General features: G+C 64.4%; 16 protein-coding genes. 10 read left to right on the top strand and 6 right to left on the bottom strand.

Features of this window, described 5'->3' with window-relative positions; translation table 11 throughout:
* Nucleotides 1–8: 8 nt before the first annotated feature.
* The gene (locus tag ACOYR4_RS03780; protein WP_015012487.1) at nt 9–1,085 is read right to left on the bottom strand and encodes a branched-chain amino acid ABC transporter permease; all 1,077 of its coding nucleotides are present in this window, start codon (nt 1,083–1,085) and stop codon (nt 9–11) included.
* A gap of 3 nt (nt 1,086–1,088) precedes the next feature.
* Nucleotides 1,089–1,964, bottom strand: a complete 876-nt coding sequence (locus ACOYR4_RS03785) for a branched-chain amino acid ABC transporter permease (protein WP_422848692.1) — start codon at nt 1,962–1,964, stop codon at nt 1,089–1,091.
* A gap of 290 nt (nt 1,965–2,254) precedes the next feature.
* Between ACOYR4_RS03785 and ACOYR4_RS03790 the strand changes: the two genes are divergently transcribed.
* The 3 genes from ACOYR4_RS03790 to ACOYR4_RS03800 all read left to right on the top strand — a co-directional run bounded on the left by ACOYR4_RS03790 (nt 2,255) and on the right by ACOYR4_RS03800 (nt 4,359).
* Nucleotides 2,255–3,052: a crotonase/enoyl-CoA hydratase family protein gene (locus tag ACOYR4_RS03790; protein WP_422848693.1), complete on the top strand. Its 798-nt coding sequence runs from the start codon at nt 2,255–2,257 to the stop codon at nt 3,050–3,052.
* 107 nt (nt 3,053–3,159) lie between these two features.
* The gene (locus ACOYR4_RS03795; RefSeq protein ID WP_209816220.1) at nt 3,160–3,645 is read left to right on the top strand and encodes a thioesterase family protein; all 486 of its coding nucleotides are present in this window, start codon (nt 3,160–3,162) and stop codon (nt 3,643–3,645) included.
* 153 nt (nt 3,646–3,798) lie between these two features.
* Nucleotides 3,799–4,359 (top strand): bactofilin family protein, encoded by a 561-nt coding sequence (locus ACOYR4_RS03800; protein WP_422848694.1) that lies wholly within the window; start codon nt 3,799–3,801, stop codon nt 4,357–4,359.
* A 73-nt stretch (nt 4,360–4,432) separates the two neighbouring features.
* Here the strand turns inward: ACOYR4_RS03800 and ACOYR4_RS03805 are convergent, their stop codons facing one another.
* Nucleotides 4,433–4,855 carry an acyl-CoA thioesterase gene (locus tag ACOYR4_RS03805; protein ID WP_015012492.1) on the bottom strand — a complete coding sequence of 141 codons (423 nt, stop codon included), beginning with the start codon at nt 4,853–4,855 and terminating at the stop codon, nt 4,433–4,435.
* A gap of 128 nt (nt 4,856–4,983) precedes the next feature.
* Here ACOYR4_RS03805 and ACOYR4_RS03810 point away from each other — a divergent pair, with 128 nt between their 5' ends.
* The 3 genes from ACOYR4_RS03810 (at nt 4,984) to ACOYR4_RS03820 (ending at nt 8,210) form a co-directional block, all read left to right on the top strand.
* Complete coding sequence (locus ACOYR4_RS03810; protein WP_422848695.1) at nt 4,984–6,828, top strand: ABCB family ABC transporter ATP-binding protein/permease; 1,845 nt, start codon at nt 4,984–4,986, stop codon at nt 6,826–6,828.
* 43 nt (nt 6,829–6,871) lie between these two features.
* Nucleotides 6,872–7,804, top strand: coding sequence for a 2-hydroxyacid dehydrogenase (locus tag ACOYR4_RS03815; RefSeq protein ID WP_422848696.1), 933 nt, complete (start codon nt 6,872–6,874; stop codon nt 7,802–7,804).
* A 73-nt stretch (nt 7,805–7,877) separates the two neighbouring features.
* Nucleotides 7,878–8,210, top strand: a complete 333-nt coding sequence (locus tag ACOYR4_RS03820; RefSeq protein WP_015012495.1) for a nucleotide pyrophosphohydrolase — start codon at nt 7,878–7,880, stop codon at nt 8,208–8,210.
* Between the two features lie 174 nt (nt 8,211–8,384).
* On the opposite strand, the gene ACOYR4_RS03825 is transcribed toward ACOYR4_RS03820, so the two are convergent.
* From ACOYR4_RS03825 to ACOYR4_RS03835, 3 genes are read right to left on the bottom strand one after another with little or no spacing between them, the layout of a single operon-like run.
* On the bottom strand, nt 8,385–9,422 hold the full coding sequence (locus ACOYR4_RS03825) for a DctP family TRAP transporter solute-binding subunit (protein WP_422848697.1): 1,038 nt from the start codon (nt 9,420–9,422) through the stop codon (nt 8,385–8,387).
* A 37-nt stretch (nt 9,423–9,459) separates the two neighbouring features.
* Nucleotides 9,460–10,758 carry a TRAP transporter large permease gene (locus tag ACOYR4_RS03830; RefSeq protein ID WP_015012497.1) on the bottom strand — a complete coding sequence of 433 codons (1,299 nt, stop codon included), beginning with the start codon at nt 10,756–10,758 and terminating at the stop codon, nt 9,460–9,462.
* The gene (locus ACOYR4_RS03835) at nt 10,755–11,318 is read right to left on the bottom strand and encodes a TRAP transporter small permease (RefSeq protein WP_422848698.1); all 564 of its coding nucleotides are present in this window, start codon (nt 11,316–11,318) and stop codon (nt 10,755–10,757) included. The genes ACOYR4_RS03830 and ACOYR4_RS03835 overlap by 4 nt, the downstream gene beginning before the upstream one ends.
* Nucleotides 11,319–11,534: 216 nt before the next feature.
* Here ACOYR4_RS03835 and ACOYR4_RS03840 point away from each other — a divergent pair, with 216 nt between their 5' ends.
* From ACOYR4_RS03840 to ACOYR4_RS03855, 4 genes are all read left to right on the top strand, one after another.
* Nucleotides 11,535–12,467 (top strand): LysR family transcriptional regulator, encoded by a 933-nt coding sequence (locus ACOYR4_RS03840; RefSeq protein WP_110961430.1) that lies wholly within the window; start codon nt 11,535–11,537, stop codon nt 12,465–12,467.
* Between the two features lie 181 nt (nt 12,468–12,648).
* Complete coding sequence (locus ACOYR4_RS03845; protein WP_110961429.1) at nt 12,649–13,545, top strand: amino acid ABC transporter substrate-binding protein; 897 nt, start codon at nt 12,649–12,651, stop codon at nt 13,543–13,545.
* Between the two features lie 118 nt (nt 13,546–13,663).
* Nucleotides 13,664–14,563 (top strand): amino acid ABC transporter substrate-binding protein, encoded by a 900-nt coding sequence (locus ACOYR4_RS03850; RefSeq protein ID WP_422848699.1) that lies wholly within the window; start codon nt 13,664–13,666, stop codon nt 14,561–14,563.
* 108 nt (nt 14,564–14,671) lie between these two features.
* On the top strand, nt 14,672–15,430 hold the full coding sequence (locus ACOYR4_RS03855) for an amino acid ABC transporter permease (RefSeq protein WP_422848700.1): 759 nt from the start codon (nt 14,672–14,674) through the stop codon (nt 15,428–15,430).

Raw genomic sequence — 15,430 nt, forward strand, 5'->3', positions numbered from 1 at the left:
CGCAGCGCTCATTTCAAGCGATCCGATTTCTGGAACGACTTCTGCCGCTTGAACAAGCCCTTGCGGTAGAACGGGAACATCTGCAGCCAGGTGCGCACCTTGAGCCAGCGGCCATACAAGCCCATGGGCTCGAACAGCACAAACGCAATCAGCACCACGCCGTACACCACCGCCTGCAGGCCGGGCGACTGGCCGATGGAGTCTGGCAACCAGTCCTTGCCCAGGGAGATGAGCTGCGGCATGGAGATCAGGAATATCGCACCCAAAAAGGCGCCGTGCACCGAGCCCAGCCCGCCAATCACGATCATCAGCAGCAGGTCGATGGACTGCAGGATGTTGAACTGGTCGGGCGAGATGAACTGCAGCTTGTGCGCGTACAACGCCCCGCCGATGCCTGCGAGCGCGGCCGATATGGAGAACGACAGCGTCTTGTAGCGCGCGAGGTGGATGCCCATGCTCTGTGCGGAGATCTCTGAATCACGGATGGCGACAAACGCGCGGCCCGTGGGCGAGCGCAGCAGGTTCAGGATGGCGAGGGTGCTGACCACCGCAATCACCAGGCACAAAAAGTAGAACGACTCCGTGGTCTCGAACGAGTAGCCCGCGATTTGTGGCGGCACCAGGTGCTTGCCGGAGTTGCCGCCGGTCACCGACTCCCAGCGCGCAAAAACTTCTTCCACAATGAATCCGAACGACAGCGTGGCCATGCCCAGGTAGATGCCCTTGACGCGCAGCGCGGGCAACCCCACCACCACGCCCACGGCGGCCGACAGCCCCGCCGCGCAGGCCAGCGACAGCGCAAACGGCCAGCCCATGCCCGTGAGCACGGCCTGCGTATACGCCCCCACGCCCAGAAACGCTGCGTGCCCCAGCGAGAACAAGCCGGTGAAGCCCGCCAGCAGCATCAGCCCCAGGCCCACGATGGCGTAGATGAGCACAAAGGTGAGCTGTGCCAACCAGTATTCAGGCGCCACCCAGGGCGCGGCGACCAGGGCCAGGCACAGCAGGCTGTACCAGAACACATGCCCGCCATGCTTGGCGAGGCGAATGTCTTGCTCGTACGAGGTCTTGAAGAGAAAGCGCATGGGTCAGACTTTCTTTCTCAGCTTCTCGCCGAACAGTCCGTTCGGTTTGACCATCAGCATGATCAGCACCACGATGTACGCCGCCGTGTCCTTGAAACCGTCGGGCAGGTAAAAGCCCGAGAGCGATTCGACAATGCCAATCACCAGCCCACCGACGATGGCGCCCGGCAGGCTGCCAAAGCCGCCCACCACAGCGGCCGGAAAGGCCTTGAGGCCGATCAGCCCCATGTTGGCGTGCACGAAGGTAATGGGCGCCAGCAGCAGGCCTGCCACCGCCGCCACGGCGGCGGCCAGGCCCCAGGCCAGGCCGTTGAGCCGCTGCACCGGAATGCCCATGTAGTAGGCGGCCAGCTGGTTCTGCGACGACGCCTGCATGGCGATGCCCAGCTTGCTGTAGCGGAACATGGCAAACAGCAGCATGCACAACACGCCCGTGGCGCCGATCACCACCAGCTGCTCGGCGTTGAGCACCAGCGCACCGAGGCGAAACGACAAGTCCTTGTAGGGCACGGGCAGCGTGTGCGTCTCGGTGCCGATGTTGGGGATCATGGTCACCAGCCCACGCAGCACGTAGCCGATGCCGATGGTGAGCATGACGATGGAGAAGGCGGGCTGGCCCAGGATGGGACGGATCACGGCGCGCTCCAGCACCACGCCAAAGCAGCCCATGGCCAGGATGCTGGCGAGCACCGCCACCCAGAAGGGAAAGCCCAGCACCGTCATGAGTGCCAGCCCGCAGAAGGCGCCGAGCATCATGAGTTCGCCCTGGGCAAAGCTCACGGTCTCCGTGGCCTTGTAGATGAGCACAAAGCCCAGCGCGATCAGGCCGTAGATGCACCCCTGGGAGACACCGCTGATCAACAGTTGCACAAATTGCACACTGGCTCTCCAGATTGAGACCTGAGCCGGTGGGCGCAAAGCGTGTGGTGGCTGGCAGCACGCACTTTGTGAAACCCTGTGGGCACAAGACCTGCAGAATATTTTTACAAAGCGATTGCTTTGCATAAATAATGGTGCACGTGCCCGGCACAGACCGCACTCGGGGCTAACCCTGATGGGGGTTTGTGCGCAGGTTGCGGCGCATATTGACGCAGTGCTGCACCCTGCGCAATAGGAATAACGTCGGGTGGGAGAGCAGGTTTTGGGCCCCCCCGCTACAGGAGACGCACATGTCGGTAGAGGTTGAAACGCAGGGTGGTGTCACGCTGGTGACATTGCGCCGGCCTGGCGTGCGCAACGCCGTTGACGCCGCGACCGCCCACGCGCTGCACGCAGCCTTTGTGGCCTTTGAGCAAGACGACAGTGCCCATGTGGCGGTGTTCCAGGGCGCTGGCGGGCATTTCTGCGCGGGCTGGGACCTGCAGTCGGGCGCGCGTTTGCTGGCCGACGGCGTCACCCCCGAGGCGCTGGCAGACACGCTGGACTTCACGGCCGATACCGTCCACCCGCCCGGGCCCATGGGGCCCAGCCGTCTGCAGTTGTCCAAGCCGGTGATCGCGGCCATCGAAGGCGCTGCGGTGGCGGGTGGCATGGAGCTGGCGCTGTGGTGCGACCTGCGCGTGATGGCAGAGGACGCGTACATGGGCGTGTTCTGTCGCCGCTTTGGCGTGCCCCTGATTGATGGCGGCACCGTGCGGCTGCCGCGCCTGGTCGGCCTGTCGCATGCGCTGGACCTGATCCTGACCGGTCGCAAGGTCGAGGCCGACGAGGCCCTGCGCATGGGCCTGTGCAATCGCGTGGCGCCCGCAGGGCAGGCGCTGGAAGCCGCCCTGGCGCTGGCCCACCAGCTGGCCGCCTTTCCGCAGGCCACCTTGCGCGCCGACCGTGCCAGCGCGCTGGCCGCCGAGGGCTTGCCTTTGCAGCAGGCGCTGCTGCAGGAGTGGGCGGGTGGCCGCGAATGCCTGGCCGAGGCACTGCGCGGAGCCTCGCGTTTTGCGGCCGGGCAAGGGCGCCACGGCGAGTTTTGAGCCAAAATGGTCGCAGGTGCTGGTGTATCAAGCGCCAGCAGCTATAAAAACAGGAGTCATCGGTCTCCGGCAGGCGCAACGCCCCGCCGGGCCGCCCACAGCACACCATGAGCAAAACCATTCCCTCCCAGCCCCAGGCTTTCGAGCCCGAGTTCATTGCCGGGCTCAAGTCCATCTTTGAAGAAAAGATTGTGTTCAACCAGGTCCTGGGGCTCAAGATCACCGCCCTGGCGCCTGACGGCGTGGTGGGCCGCATCGACATGAAGCCCGACCTGGTGGGCCACTACGCCTACAACCGCATCCACGGAGGCGTGATCAGCGCGGGATTGGATGCCATGGGTGGGCTGGCCGTGATGGCCGCAATTGGCGCCAAGCACCTGGATGAGCCGCCCGAGCAGCGCCTGCACCGCTTTGCCAAGCTGGGCACCATCGACCTGCGCATCGACTACCTGCGCCCCGGCATTGGCAGCCACTTCGAGCTGCGCGCGCAGGTGCTGCGCCTGGGCTCCCGTGTTGCCACCACGCGCATGGAGTTTCTCGGGCCAGACGGGCAGATCATGTCGGCGGGGGCGGCGGCGTACATAGTGTCCTGACGCGTAGGCTGCGGTACACAACCGCGGGATGTGTAATCCCGCAAGCCCTGCAAGCGCATGCAACCATCGAACCGTTTGGTTACGGTTCTTGCGTAACGAGGGCATTTTTTTGCGTGCCGCAAACCTAGCATGGCCTCTTTTCAAGGAGATCTGATGGCCGTGCAAAACCCCTTCTTTGGCAAGCGTGAACCCGAATCGTTCCAACCCCGCAGCAGCACCACCTCAGGTTCCGTATTGGGGAGCAATGCGGTGAACAACAGTGCCGCATCGGCACAGCCGGTGCCCCCAGCGGTAGCCCCCAAGCCCAGCAGCGCCAGCGACAGCTCGGGCAGCAAGCTCACGGTGGGCCCCAACATCAAGCTCAAGGGCGTGGAGATCACCGATTGCGACACTCTCGTGGTCGAGGGCACCGTCGAGGCCACGATGGACTCGCGCGTGATCCAGATTTCGGAGAACGGGGCTTTCAAGGGCTCGGCCGAGATCGACATTGCCGAGATCCACGGCGAGTTCAACGGCACGCTCACCGTGCGCCAGAAGCTGGTGATCTACAGCTCGGGCAAGGTCAACGGCAAGATCCGCTACGGCAAGCTCGTGGTGGAAGAGGGCGGCCAGCTGGCGGGCGAGATCGAGGCGGGATTTTCTTCCTCCTCGTCCAGCAGTCCACAGCGTGCCGCAGCGCCATTGAGGGCAGAGCCCGCCGCGCTGGCGGCTTGATCCAAGCCCTGGGTCGTTGCGCGGGCGGGCGCCGCCCGGCGCGGCCCATCCACCTGGGCTGCTACGAATCCGCTTACGCAGGCGCGTTGTGCTTGGGCACCGGGCGCGGCCTGCCCTGGTGGTCAATGGCCACGTACGTCAGGCGCGCTTCCGTCACTTTCACATACTGCCCCTGGGCGGAAAAACGCTCGGCATACACCTCCACCTCCACGGTGACCGAGGTGTTGCCCACCCGCGTGATGGCCGAGAAGAACGACAGGATGTCGCCCACGCGCACGGGCTGCTTGAAGATGAATTCATTGACCGCCACCGTGGCCATGCGACCCTGGATGTAGCGCGCGGGCAGCACGGAGCCCGCCAAGTCCACCTGCGCCATCACCCATCCGCCAAAGATGTCGCCATTGCCGTTGGTGTCGGCGGGCATGGGGATGACCTTGAGCACCAGTTCCTTGTCGGTGGGCAATGCGGCGGGTGGTGGGCTGAAAACAGCAGACATGGGCACAATCTCGGTTGGGGCTGAGCCAATCCTTGGGGAAACCGGTGGTTTCACCAGGCCTTGCGCCCCGAGAAAAACCACCTGAGCATCAGCCAGGTCGGTAAAAACAACAACCGGAATTGTCCCCCATGCGCCACCACGGCGAAACTGCCCCCACCGCTGCCGGTGCCACTGCCAGTGGCACGGCCGCCAGCCCCGCACCGGTCCAGTCGGACTGGGCCACCCTGCACCGATTGCTGCCCTACCTGTGGCAATACAAGTGGCGCGTGATCGCCGCCATCGTCTTCATGGTGGGCGCCAAGTTCGCCAACGTGGGCGTGCCCATCCTGCTCAAGACGCTGGTCGATGCCATGAGCCTGAAGCCGGGCGACTCCGCCGCGCTGCTGGTGGTGCCGGTGGGGCTGCTGGTGGCCTACGGCGCGCTGCGGCTGTCCACCTCGCTGTTCACCGAGCTGCGCGAGCTGGTGTTTGCCAAGGCCACGCAGGGCGCGGCGCGCTCGATTGCGCTGCAGACCTTTGAGCACCTGCATGCCCTGAGCCTGCGCTTTCACCTGGAGCGGCAGACGGGCGGCATGACGCGCGACATCGAGCGCGGTGTGCGCGGCATCGAGTCGCTGATCTCCTTCACCCTGTTCAACGTGGTCGCCACGCTGGTCGAGGTGGTGCTGGTGCTGTCGGTGCTGGCCATCAAGTTCGACGCCTGGTTTGCGTGGATCACATTGGCAGCGCTGGCGCTGTACATCACCTTCACGGTGCTGGTGACCGAGTGGCGGACCAAATTTCGCCGCGAGGCCAACGAGTTCGACTCGGCCGCGCACTCCAAGGCCGTGGATTCGCTGCTCAACTACGAGACGGTGAAGTACTTCAACAACGAAGGCTTTGAGGCCCGCCGCTACGACGAAAGCCTGGAGCGCCTGCGCCGAGCGCGCCTGAAGAGCCAGACCACGCTGTCCATGCTCAACACCGGCCAGCAGCTCATCATTGCCGTGGGCTTGGTGGCCATGCTGTGGCGCGCCACGCAGGGCGTGGTCGATGGCCGCATGACGCTGGGCGACCTGGTCATGGTCAATGCCTTCATGATCCAGCTGTACATCCCGCTCAACTTCCTGGGCGTGATCTACCGCGAGATCAAGCAGAGCCTGACCGACCTGGACAAGATGTTCACGCTGATGGACAAGGAGCGCGAGGTGGCCGACGCCCCTGGCGCCCAGCCGCTGGCGGGGCTGGACCAGCCCACCGTGCGTTTCGAGGACGTGGTGTTTGCCTATGACGCCAAGGGCGGGCGCACCATCCTGCAAGGCATCAGCTTCGAGATCCCGGCGGGCAAGACGGTGGCGGTGGTGGGACCCTCGGGCTCGGGCAAGAGCACGCTGGCGCGGCTGCTGTTCCGCTTCTACGACATCCAGCAGGGGCGCATCAGCATTGCGGGGCAGGAGATCCGCAGCGTGACGCAGGCCAGCGTGCGCCAGGCCATTGGCATCGTGCCGCAAGACACCGTGCTGTTCAACGACACCGTGGCCTACAACATCGCCTATGGCCGCCCTGGCGCCAGCCAGGACGAGATCGAATCCGCCGCCCGCGCCGCGCGCATCCACGACTTCATCGCCAGCACACCCAAGGGCTACGCCACCATGGTCGGCGAGCGGGGGCTCAAGCTTTCGGGCGGTGAAAAGCAGCGCGTGGCGATTGCCCGCACCTTGCTCAAGAACCCGCCCATCCTGATCTTTGACGAAGCCACCAGCGCGCTGGACTCCGCCAACGAGCGCGCCATCCAGGCCGAGCTGCAGGGCGTGGCGCAGAACAAGACCACGCTGGTGATTGCCCACCGCCTGTCCACGGTGGTGGAAGCGCACGAGATCCTGGTCATGGACGCGGGCCGCATCATCGAACGCGGCACGCACGCGCAGCTGCTGGCCTTGGGGGGCCGCTACGCGAGCATGTGGTCCCTCCAGCAAAGCGATGCCTCCGCTTGAGCAGCGTCTTTCTCTCTTTCATTTGTTTCGCGATTTGTCATCCATGAAGCCCGTCCTTCTCGCCCTCATGTTTTTGTCTGAAGAGCACATCGCCCAGATGGCCCAGACCTTTGAAGTGATCTACGCCCCTGACGCGCCGCAGGCCGCCGCTGCCATCGCGCAGCACGGCAGCCGTGTGCGGGTGGTGTTGACCATCGGCTCGGTGGGCCTGAGCCCGGCGCAGATCGATGCGCTGCCCGCGCTCACCCTCATTTGCGCGCTCGGCGCCGGTTACGAGAACGTGGCGGTGGACTACGCCAAGGCCCGGGGCATCGTGGTGGCTACGGGTGCGGGCACCAACGACGACTGCGTGGCCGACCACACCTGGGGCCTGCTGATTGCGGCGCAGCGCCGCATCCTGCCGCTGGACAAGGCCACCCGCGCTGGCATCTGGCGCACCGCTTTGCCGCTGCCCCCCAATGTGTCGCACAAGCGCTTAGGCATCATCGGCCTGGGCACCATCGGCAAGAAGATTGCGCAGCGCGCCCTGGGCTTCGAGATTGAGGTGGGCTACCACAACCGCAGTGCCCGCACCGATGTGCCTTACCGCTACTTTGCCGATGTGGCAGCGCTGGCCGAGTGGGCAGACTTTCTTGTCATCGCCACGCCCGGCGGCGCGGGCACCAAACATCTGGTCAACGCAGACGTGTTGAATGCGCTGGGCCCACGTGGCGTGGTGGTCAACATCGCCCGCGGCAGCGTGATCGACACCGCTGCCCTGGCCGCCGCGCTGCGCGAAGGCCGCATCGCCGCAGCGGGCCTGGATGTGTACGAGAGCGAGCCCGCGCCCCCGGCCGAGCTGCTGGACCTGGACAACGTGGTGCTCACACCGCACGTGGCGGGCTGGTCGCCCGAGGCCGTGCAGGCCTCGGTAGACCGGTTCATGGAGAACGCCCGGCGTCACCTGGCGGGCGAGGCACCGGTCACGCCGGTGTGATGGGTTTCAGATCTTTCAGGCCGCTAGCGCAGGTGGAATATGCGCTGGTAGCTATTGAATCAGGAGCAATGAAATGTCTGTCGATCTGACGGCGCTGCAGGCCCGGTTGCGCGCATTTGCGGCAGAGCGGCAGTGGCAGCCGTTCCACACGCCCAAGAACCTGGCGATGGCGCTGATGGTGGAGGCGGCCGAGCTGGCGGAGATCTTTCAGTGGATGACGCCGGAGCAGTCGCTCGCGGTGCGTGAGGACCCGGCGCTGAAAGAGCCCATTGCCGATGAGGTGGCCGACGTGCTGCTGTACCTGCTGCAGCTGGCGGACCACGCGGGCGTGGACCTGGCCGAGGCGGTGGAGCACAAGCTGCGCAAAAACGCGGTCAAGCACCCAGTCCCTGATGATTTGAAGTGAAAGTGGCGGGTGGCGCTAGTGCAATATGCCTTGATTGCTATCAAATAGATAGTAATCTCGCAGGCCTGTCACCCGCAGTTGCCTTTATGCCCGCCCAGCAAAAAGCCCCGCCATGGCGGGGCTTGGGCAAACACCGGGCGACTGCCACGCACCGGTGCCGGGTCCGTTGAAGGATTACTTCTTGCGGGCGGCAATGGCCTTCTCGGCGGAGCCCACCAGGTCGGCGCCGATCTGGCCCTTCCACTTTTCGTACACGGGGCGCGTGGCCTTCACGAACGCGTCGCGCTCGGCGGCGGACAGCTGTGTGACGGTCACGCCGTTGGCCGCGATTTCCTTGAGCAGGGGCTTGTCGGCCTCGACCATGCCCTTGCGGGCGATGGCGATTTCTTCCTTGCCGGCGTCGATGGCGGCCTGCTTCACGATCTCGCGGTCCGCTGGGGTCCACGACGCCCAGATGTCCTTGTTCACCACGAACACCAGCGGGTCGTTCACGTAGCCCCACATGGTGATGTGCTTCTGCGCCACGGTGTGCAGCTTGGCGGCCTGGTATACGGCGATGGGGTTCTCCTGGCCGTCCACGGCGCCGCTGGCAAACGCGGGCTGTGCGTCGGCCCAGCTCATTTGCGTGGGGTTGGCACCCAGCGCGGTGAATGTGTCGAGGAACAGGGGCGAGCCCACCACGCGGATCTTCAGGCCCTTGAGGTCGGCAGGGCTCTTGATGGCCAGCTTGGAGTTGGAGATTTCGCGGTAGCCGTTTTCACCCCAGGCCAGGGGCACGACGCCTGCTTTCTCCAGCGTTGTGAAGATCTGCTTGCCCACATCCCCCTGCGTCACCGCATCGACGGCCGCGTAGTCAGGGAACAGGAAGGGCAGCGAGAACAGGTTGAGCTGCTTGACCTGGGGCGACCAGTTGATGGTGGAGCCCACGGCCATGTCGATCACGCCCTGGCGCAGCGCGCTGAACTCGCGCGTCTGGTCGCCCTGGATCAGCGACACGCCGGGGTACAGCTTGATGTTGATGCGGCCATTGGTGCGCTCGCGCACTTTGTTGGCCCACAGCTCGCCGCCCTTGCCCCAGGGGAAGGCGGTGCCCAGCACCAGCGACATGCGGTATTCGCTCTTGTAGGCGGTTTGCGCGATGGCGGCTGGGGCGGTGAACGCCAGGGCGGCGGCAGCGGCCACGGCGGAAGTGAGGAAGGTGCGCAGTTTCATTGTTTCAGTCTCCTGGTTAGAAATTCATCAAAAGAGGTCAGTAGCCCAGCTTGGCGGGCAGCCACAGGGCCAGTTGCGGGAAGGCGATCACGGCCACCATCACGAGGAACATGGCAAACAACATCCAGCCCACCCAGCGCACGGTGGATTCCATGCGCACACCGGCAATGCGGCACGACACCATCAGGTTCACGGCCAGCGGCGGGGTGAACTGGCCCAGCGCCACCTTGAGGGTCAGGATCACGCCGAACCATACGGGGTCCCATTGGTAGTGCTGCATGATGGGCAACAAAAGCGGCACGAAGATCAGGAAGATCGAGATGCCGTCGAGGAACATGCCCACGGTGATGAGCAGCACGATGAGCAGCGCCAGCACGCCGTACTCGCCCAGACCCGAATTCACGATGGCGTTGGCCACCGGGTCGATCACGCCTAACGTGGAGAGTGAATACGCAAAGATGCCCGCGAGCGACACCACGATGAGGATCACCGCCGACAGCTCGCCCGATTCACGCAGGATGGGAAACAGGTCGCGCACGGTGATCGTGCGGTGGATCACCATGCCCACGAACAGGCCGTAGAACACGGCCACCACGGCTGCCTCGGTGGGCGTGAACCAGCCCGCACGCATGCCGCCCAAAATCAGCACCGGCGCTGCCAGACCCCAGGTGGCCTCGCGCAGGCTCTTCCAGAATGGGGGGCGGGGCATTTCGGCCTCCAGCGCGCCCATCTTGTGTTTGCGCGCCATCCACACGGCGGGCACGATCAGCGCCACACCCGCCAGCACGCCGGGCACCATGCCGGCCGCAAACAGCGCGGGTACCGAGGCACCTGGCACGAGCACCGAGTAGATGATGAACGCCACCGAGGGCGGGATCAAGATGTCGGTAGCGGCAGCCGCACCCACCACGCTGGCCGAGAACGAAGGCGGGTAGCCTGCACGCGACATCGCTGCAATCATCACGCCGCCCACAGCGGCGGCATTGGCCGGGCCCGAACCGGAGATGCCGCCCAGGAACATGGCCACGGCAATGGCCACCAGCGGCAGCATGCCCGGGCCGCGGCCCACGATGGCCACGGCGAAGTTCACCAGGCGCAGCGCCACGCCCGAGCGGTCGAAGATCGAGCCGACCAGCACAAACATCGGGATGGCCAGCAGCGGGTACTTGCCCAGACCGGCATAGAAGTTCTGTGGCACAGCCAGCAAGCCAAACCACTGGCTGTCGGCATTGGCCAGCGCGATGGCGGCGGCACCGGCCAGGCCGAGCGCGGCGCCAATGGGCACGCCCACAAACATAAGGCCCAGGAAGGCCACAAAGAGCAGCGTGGCGATCATGGCTGGGCGTCCTTGGGCGCCGGGGCGGCATCGCTGACCGTGCTGCGGCTGCGGCGAATGAACAGCCCGATGGCGCGCGCCGTGATGAGCGCCGAGAACACAGGCAGCCAGATCGAGTACCACCACTGCGGCACGCCAATGCCGGGCGAGGTTTCGCCGAAGCTGTAGTCGTCCCACACCACACGCACGCTCAGGACGGCGATGACGCCAAACAGCAGGGCCACCGTGGCCGCGCCCAGCATGGACAGGCGTTTGCTGCGCAGCGCAGAGCCGCCTTCGGCAAAGTATTCGATACGGATGTGCTGGTCACGCGCCACGGCGGCAGAACCTGCGATGAGCGCCAGCGCGATCATCAGGAACACCGAGATTTCTTCGGTCCAGGCAAACGAGGAGTTGGTGAAGTAACGCACCAGCACGTTGGCAAAGGTGATGAGTGCGAGGGCCGCCATGACGATGACGGTGAGCCAGTCTTCAAGGCGCAGCGAGCGGGGCTCGGCCTCGGGACTCGCAGCGCCGGGCAGTGCGTCAGTCGCAGGCCCTTGGGGGGAGGAGGAGGACATGGGGCAGGGGGAGGAGGAGAACAAACACGGGATAGGCGGGTCGCCCTGCCCGGCAGTGTTGTGCACCAGGGGCCTCGACGCGGAGCGCTGTAGGCGCCGCTTTCTATTATGCGATGGGTTGCTATGCATGCACACCATTGGTGCGCCGCGTCCGCACTGTGTAAACCCTCATGCCTGCGGCCAGCAGGCTCCAGCCCGCGCGCGGATAATGCGCCGATGGAAACCAAGTGGCTTGAAGATTTCGTCAGTCTTGCGGAAACCCGCAGCTTCAGCCGGTCAGCGCAGCTGCGGCATGTGACCCAGCCCGCGTTCTCGCGGCGGATCCAGGCGCTGGAGGCTTGGGCCGGCACCGATCTGGTGGACCGCAGCTCCTACCCCACCCGGCTGACCCCGGCCGGCAAAACCCTGTACGACCAGGCCTTGGAGATGCTCCAGTCGCTGCAGAACACGCGCGCCATGCTGCGTGCGCACACCAGCGCGGGCAAGGACATGATCGAGTTTGCTGTGCCCCACACGCTGGCGTTCACGTTCTTTCCGGCCTGGGTGTCCAGCCTGCACGACAAGTTCGGCCCGTTCAAAAGCCGCCTGATTGCGCTGAATGTGCACGACGCCGTGATGCGGCTGGTGGAGGGCGGTTGCGATTTGCTGATTGCCTACCACCACCCTTCGCAGCCGTTTCAGCTCGACGCCGACCGTTATGAGATGGTCAGCCTGGGGCAGGAGGTGCTATCGCCCTACAGCAAGGCCGACGCTGACGGCCAGCCCGTGCACCGCCTGCCGGGCCGCGCGGGGCAGCCGCTGCCCTACCTGGGCTATGCGCCCGGCGCTTACCTGGGGCGGGTGACCGAACTCATCCTCAAGCAGTCGCAGACACCCATCCACCTGGAGCGCGTGTACGAGACCGACATGGCCGAGGGTCTCAAGGCCATGGCGCTGGAAGGGCACGGCGTGGCCTTCTTGCCGCACAGCGCCGTGAAGAAGGAACTGCGCTCGCGCCGCCTTGTCAGCGCCGCGCCCCCGGACGCTGAAGGCCTGCAAATGACCATGGATGTGCGCGCCTACCGCGAAAAGCCCAATGGCAAGGACACCCCCAAAGGCACCGCGCAGGCGCTGTGGAGCTACCTGCAGGCCCAAGCGGCTTCATGCTAAGGGTAAATACGGACATAAACAGTTTGCATAGTTGTGCGCGCAAACGGCATTGGAATTTCACCGTAACGACACGTACAGTCTGCGCCATCGCCGGATCGGTGGACAGCAGCGTGTGCCTTGGCAGGGCCCCACGGTGGCACGAAGATTGCAAACCCGGTTCATTCCTTCACAGAGGCATCGTATGAAAGTTCAGCATTGGGGATTGGCCTGGGGCCTCGCAGCACTGTGCTGTGCGGTCGGTGCGTCTGCGCAGGCCAGCGTGCTGGAGCGCGTGGCTGGCGGTGGCAAGCTGGTCATCGCTTACCGCGAATCCTCGGTGCCTTTCTCTTATGTCGACAGCCAGTCGGGCAAGCCGGTGGGCTACGCGCTGGACCTGTGCCTGCGCATGGCCGAGCTGGTGCGTAAGAAGACCGGCAAGAAGGACATGGAGGTCGAGATGGTGCCCGTCACCCCGGCCAACCGCATCGCCATGATCGAGCAGGGCAAGGCCGACATGGAGTGTGGCTCCACCACCAACAACGCCGAGCGGCGCCAGAAGGTGGCCTTCACCATCCCCCATTTCATCACCGGCGCGCGTCTCCTGGTCAAGGCGGCCAGCCCCATCGACAAGGTGGAGGACCTCAACGGCAAGAAGCTGGTGTCCACCAAAGGCACCACGCCATTGAAGGCGGCCGACCAGGCCAACCGCGAACGGCTGATGGGCATCACCATCGTGGAGGCCCCCGACCATGCCAAGGCCGTGGAGATGGTGGAAAAGGGCGAGGCCGACGCGTTTGTGATGGACGATGTGCTGCTGTACGGCCTGGCTGCAGGGCGGCCCGACCCCAAGGCGCTCAAGGTGGTGGGCCGGTTTATGACGACCGAGCCGCTGGCCATCATGCTGCCCAAGAATGACCCCGAGTTCAAAAAGCTGGTGGACGAGGAAATGCGCCGCCTGATCACCAGCCGCGAGATTTATCCGATTTACGACAAGTGGTTCAACAAACCCATCCCGCCCAACAACACGGTGCTGAACTTGCCGGTCAGTTACTTGTTGCGCGACTTCTGGAAATACCCTACCGACCAGGTCCCGTTCTGACTAATATCCCTGGTTGCGAGTTACCCCTTTTTGGAGTGCGGTCCTGACCGGAGACCCCGGGCAGGCCCCTGTCTCTAAAATCCCCCCCTTTTTTCGTTTTCAACACAAGGAGATCCCTATGAAGAAACATTTGCTCGCGGTTGCCGTGACCGCCTTGGCTGCTGGCAGCGTATTTGCCCAGGCCAATGACACTCTGGCCAAGATCAAGGCCTCCGGCAGCGTGACGCTCGGCGTGCGCGAGTCTTCGGGTCTTTCGTACACGCTGGGCAACGGCAAGTACGTGGGTTTCCACACCGAAATGGGTGAAATCGTCCTGCACGACATCCAGAAGCAACTGGGCCTGGCCAAGCTGGACATCAAGTACCAGCCCGTCACCTCGCAAAACCGTATCCCCCTGGTGACCAACGGCACCGTGGACCTGGAGTGCGGCTCCACCACGAACAACGCCGCCCGCCAGAAGGACGTGGCTTTTGCCGTGACCACCTACGTGGAAGAAGTGCGCACCGTGGTGAAGGCCAGCTCGGGCATCAACTCCATCAAGGACCTGAACGGCAAGACCGTGGCCACCACCACCGGTACGACCTCCGTGCAGACGCTGCGCAAGCACGAACGTGCAGGCGGCATCGACTTCAAGGAAGTGTTCGGCAAGGACCACGCTGACAGCTTCCTGATGCTGGAAACCGGCCGCGCTGACGCGTTCGTGATGGACGGCTCCATCCTGGCTGCCAACATCTCCAAGTCCAAGAACCCCGCCGACTACAAGATCGTTGGTGAAGTTCTGAGCGTGGAACCCATCGCCTGCATGCTGCGCAAGGACGACCCTGCCTTCAAGAAGGCCGTGGACGACTCCATCAAGCGCCAGATCGCCGACGGCTCGCTGGCCAAGCTGTACGACAAGTGGTTCATGCAACCCGTGCCACCGACCAACACCAAGATCGGTCTGCCCATGTCTGAAGCCACCAAGGCAGCCTGGGCCAACCCCAACGACAAGCCCATGGAAGACTACGCCAAGAAGTAATCTTCGCAACGCTTGTGCCCCTTCGGCCAACCGGTTTGAAGGGGCTTTTTTGTTGGGTGGGCCAAGGGTGGCGCCCAACGCATAACCAAAATTTGAAGGGGTGCTCCTATGAGTTGGGATTGGCAGGTGTTCTGCCAGGACACCATGGACCGGGAAGTCGTGCAAAGCTGCTTTGGCAAGGGCGGCGACATCACGTACCTGGACTGGATGCTGTCGGCCTGGGGCTGGACCGTGTCCGTTTCGCTGCTGGCGCTGCTGCTGGCACTTGTGTTGGGTTCCATCATCGGTACGCTGCGCACGTTGCAGGACCGTCCGATGGTCGTTCGGCTGGGTAATGCCTGGGTCGAGCTGTTTCGCAATATTCCGCTGCTGGTGCAGATTTTCCTCTGGTACCACGTGCTGCCTACCCTGTTCCCGGTGCTGCGCGGCGTGCCCGGTTTTGCACTGGTGGTGCTGGCGTTGGGTTTCTTTACCTCGGCGCGTATCGCCGAGCAGGTGCGCTCGGGCATTCAGGCCCTGCCACGCGGCCAGCGTTATGCCGGCATGGCCATGGGGTTCACCACGTTCCAGACCTACCGCTATGTGCTGCTGCCCATGGCGTTTCGCATCATCATTCCGCCGCTGACCAGCGAGACGATGAACATCTTCAAGAACTCGTCCGTGGCGTTTGCCGTGTCGGTGGCTGAACTCACCATGTTCGCCATGCAGGCGCAGGAAGAAACCTCGCGCGGCATCGAGGTGTACCTGGCGGTGACCACGCTGTACATCCTCTCGGCATTTGCCATCAACCGCATCATGGCCTTCATTGAAAAGCGTGCGCGCATCCCGGGCATGGTCGTGAGTGGCGTGGCCGGAGGGGGGCACTGA

Origin of the sequence: Acidovorax sp. M14 (assembly GCF_049331375.1) — a bacterium.
Taxonomy (GTDB): Bacteria; Pseudomonadota; Gammaproteobacteria; order Burkholderiales; family Burkholderiaceae_C; genus Acidovorax.

Excerpts from the sequence above, each read along its gene's own strand:
- ACOYR4_RS03825 (WP_422848697.1), bottom strand. The coding sequence starts at position 9,422 with ATGAAACTGCGCACCTTCCTCACTTCCGCCGTGGCCGCTGCCGCCGCC.
- ACOYR4_RS03790 (WP_422848693.1), top strand. The coding sequence starts at position 2,255 with ATGTCGGTAGAGGTTGAAACGCAGGGTGGTGTCACGCTGGTGACATTG.
- ACOYR4_RS03800 (WP_422848694.1), top strand. The coding sequence starts at position 3,799 with ATGGCCGTGCAAAACCCCTTCTTTGGCAAGCGTGAACCCGAATCGTTC.
- ACOYR4_RS03830 (WP_015012497.1), bottom strand. The coding sequence starts at position 10,758 with ATGATCGCCACGCTGCTCTTTGTGGCCTTCCTGGGCCTTATGTTTGTG.
- ACOYR4_RS03835 (WP_422848698.1), bottom strand. The coding sequence starts at position 11,318 with ATGTCCTCCTCCTCCCCCCAAGGGCCTGCGACTGACGCACTGCCCGGC.
- ACOYR4_RS03855 (WP_422848700.1), top strand. The coding sequence starts at position 14,672 with ATGAGTTGGGATTGGCAGGTGTTCTGCCAGGACACCATGGACCGGGAA.
- ACOYR4_RS03780 (WP_015012487.1), bottom strand. The coding sequence starts at position 1,085 with ATGCGCTTTCTCTTCAAGACCTCGTACGAGCAAGACATTCGCCTCGCC.
- ACOYR4_RS03845 (WP_110961429.1), top strand. The coding sequence starts at position 12,649 with ATGAAAGTTCAGCATTGGGGATTGGCCTGGGGCCTCGCAGCACTGTGC.
- ACOYR4_RS03805 (WP_015012492.1), bottom strand. The coding sequence starts at position 4,855 with ATGTCTGCTGTTTTCAGCCCACCACCCGCCGCATTGCCCACCGACAAG.
- ACOYR4_RS03795 (WP_209816220.1), top strand. The coding sequence starts at position 3,160 with ATGAGCAAAACCATTCCCTCCCAGCCCCAGGCTTTCGAGCCCGAGTTC.
- ACOYR4_RS03840 (WP_110961430.1), top strand. The coding sequence starts at position 11,535 with ATGGAAACCAAGTGGCTTGAAGATTTCGTCAGTCTTGCGGAAACCCGC.
- ACOYR4_RS03820 (WP_015012495.1), top strand. The coding sequence starts at position 7,878 with ATGTCTGTCGATCTGACGGCGCTGCAGGCCCGGTTGCGCGCATTTGCG.
- ACOYR4_RS03850 (WP_422848699.1), top strand. The coding sequence starts at position 13,664 with ATGAAGAAACATTTGCTCGCGGTTGCCGTGACCGCCTTGGCTGCTGGC.
- ACOYR4_RS03810 (WP_422848695.1), top strand. The coding sequence starts at position 4,984 with ATGCGCCACCACGGCGAAACTGCCCCCACCGCTGCCGGTGCCACTGCC.
- ACOYR4_RS03815 (WP_422848696.1), top strand. The coding sequence starts at position 6,872 with ATGAAGCCCGTCCTTCTCGCCCTCATGTTTTTGTCTGAAGAGCACATC.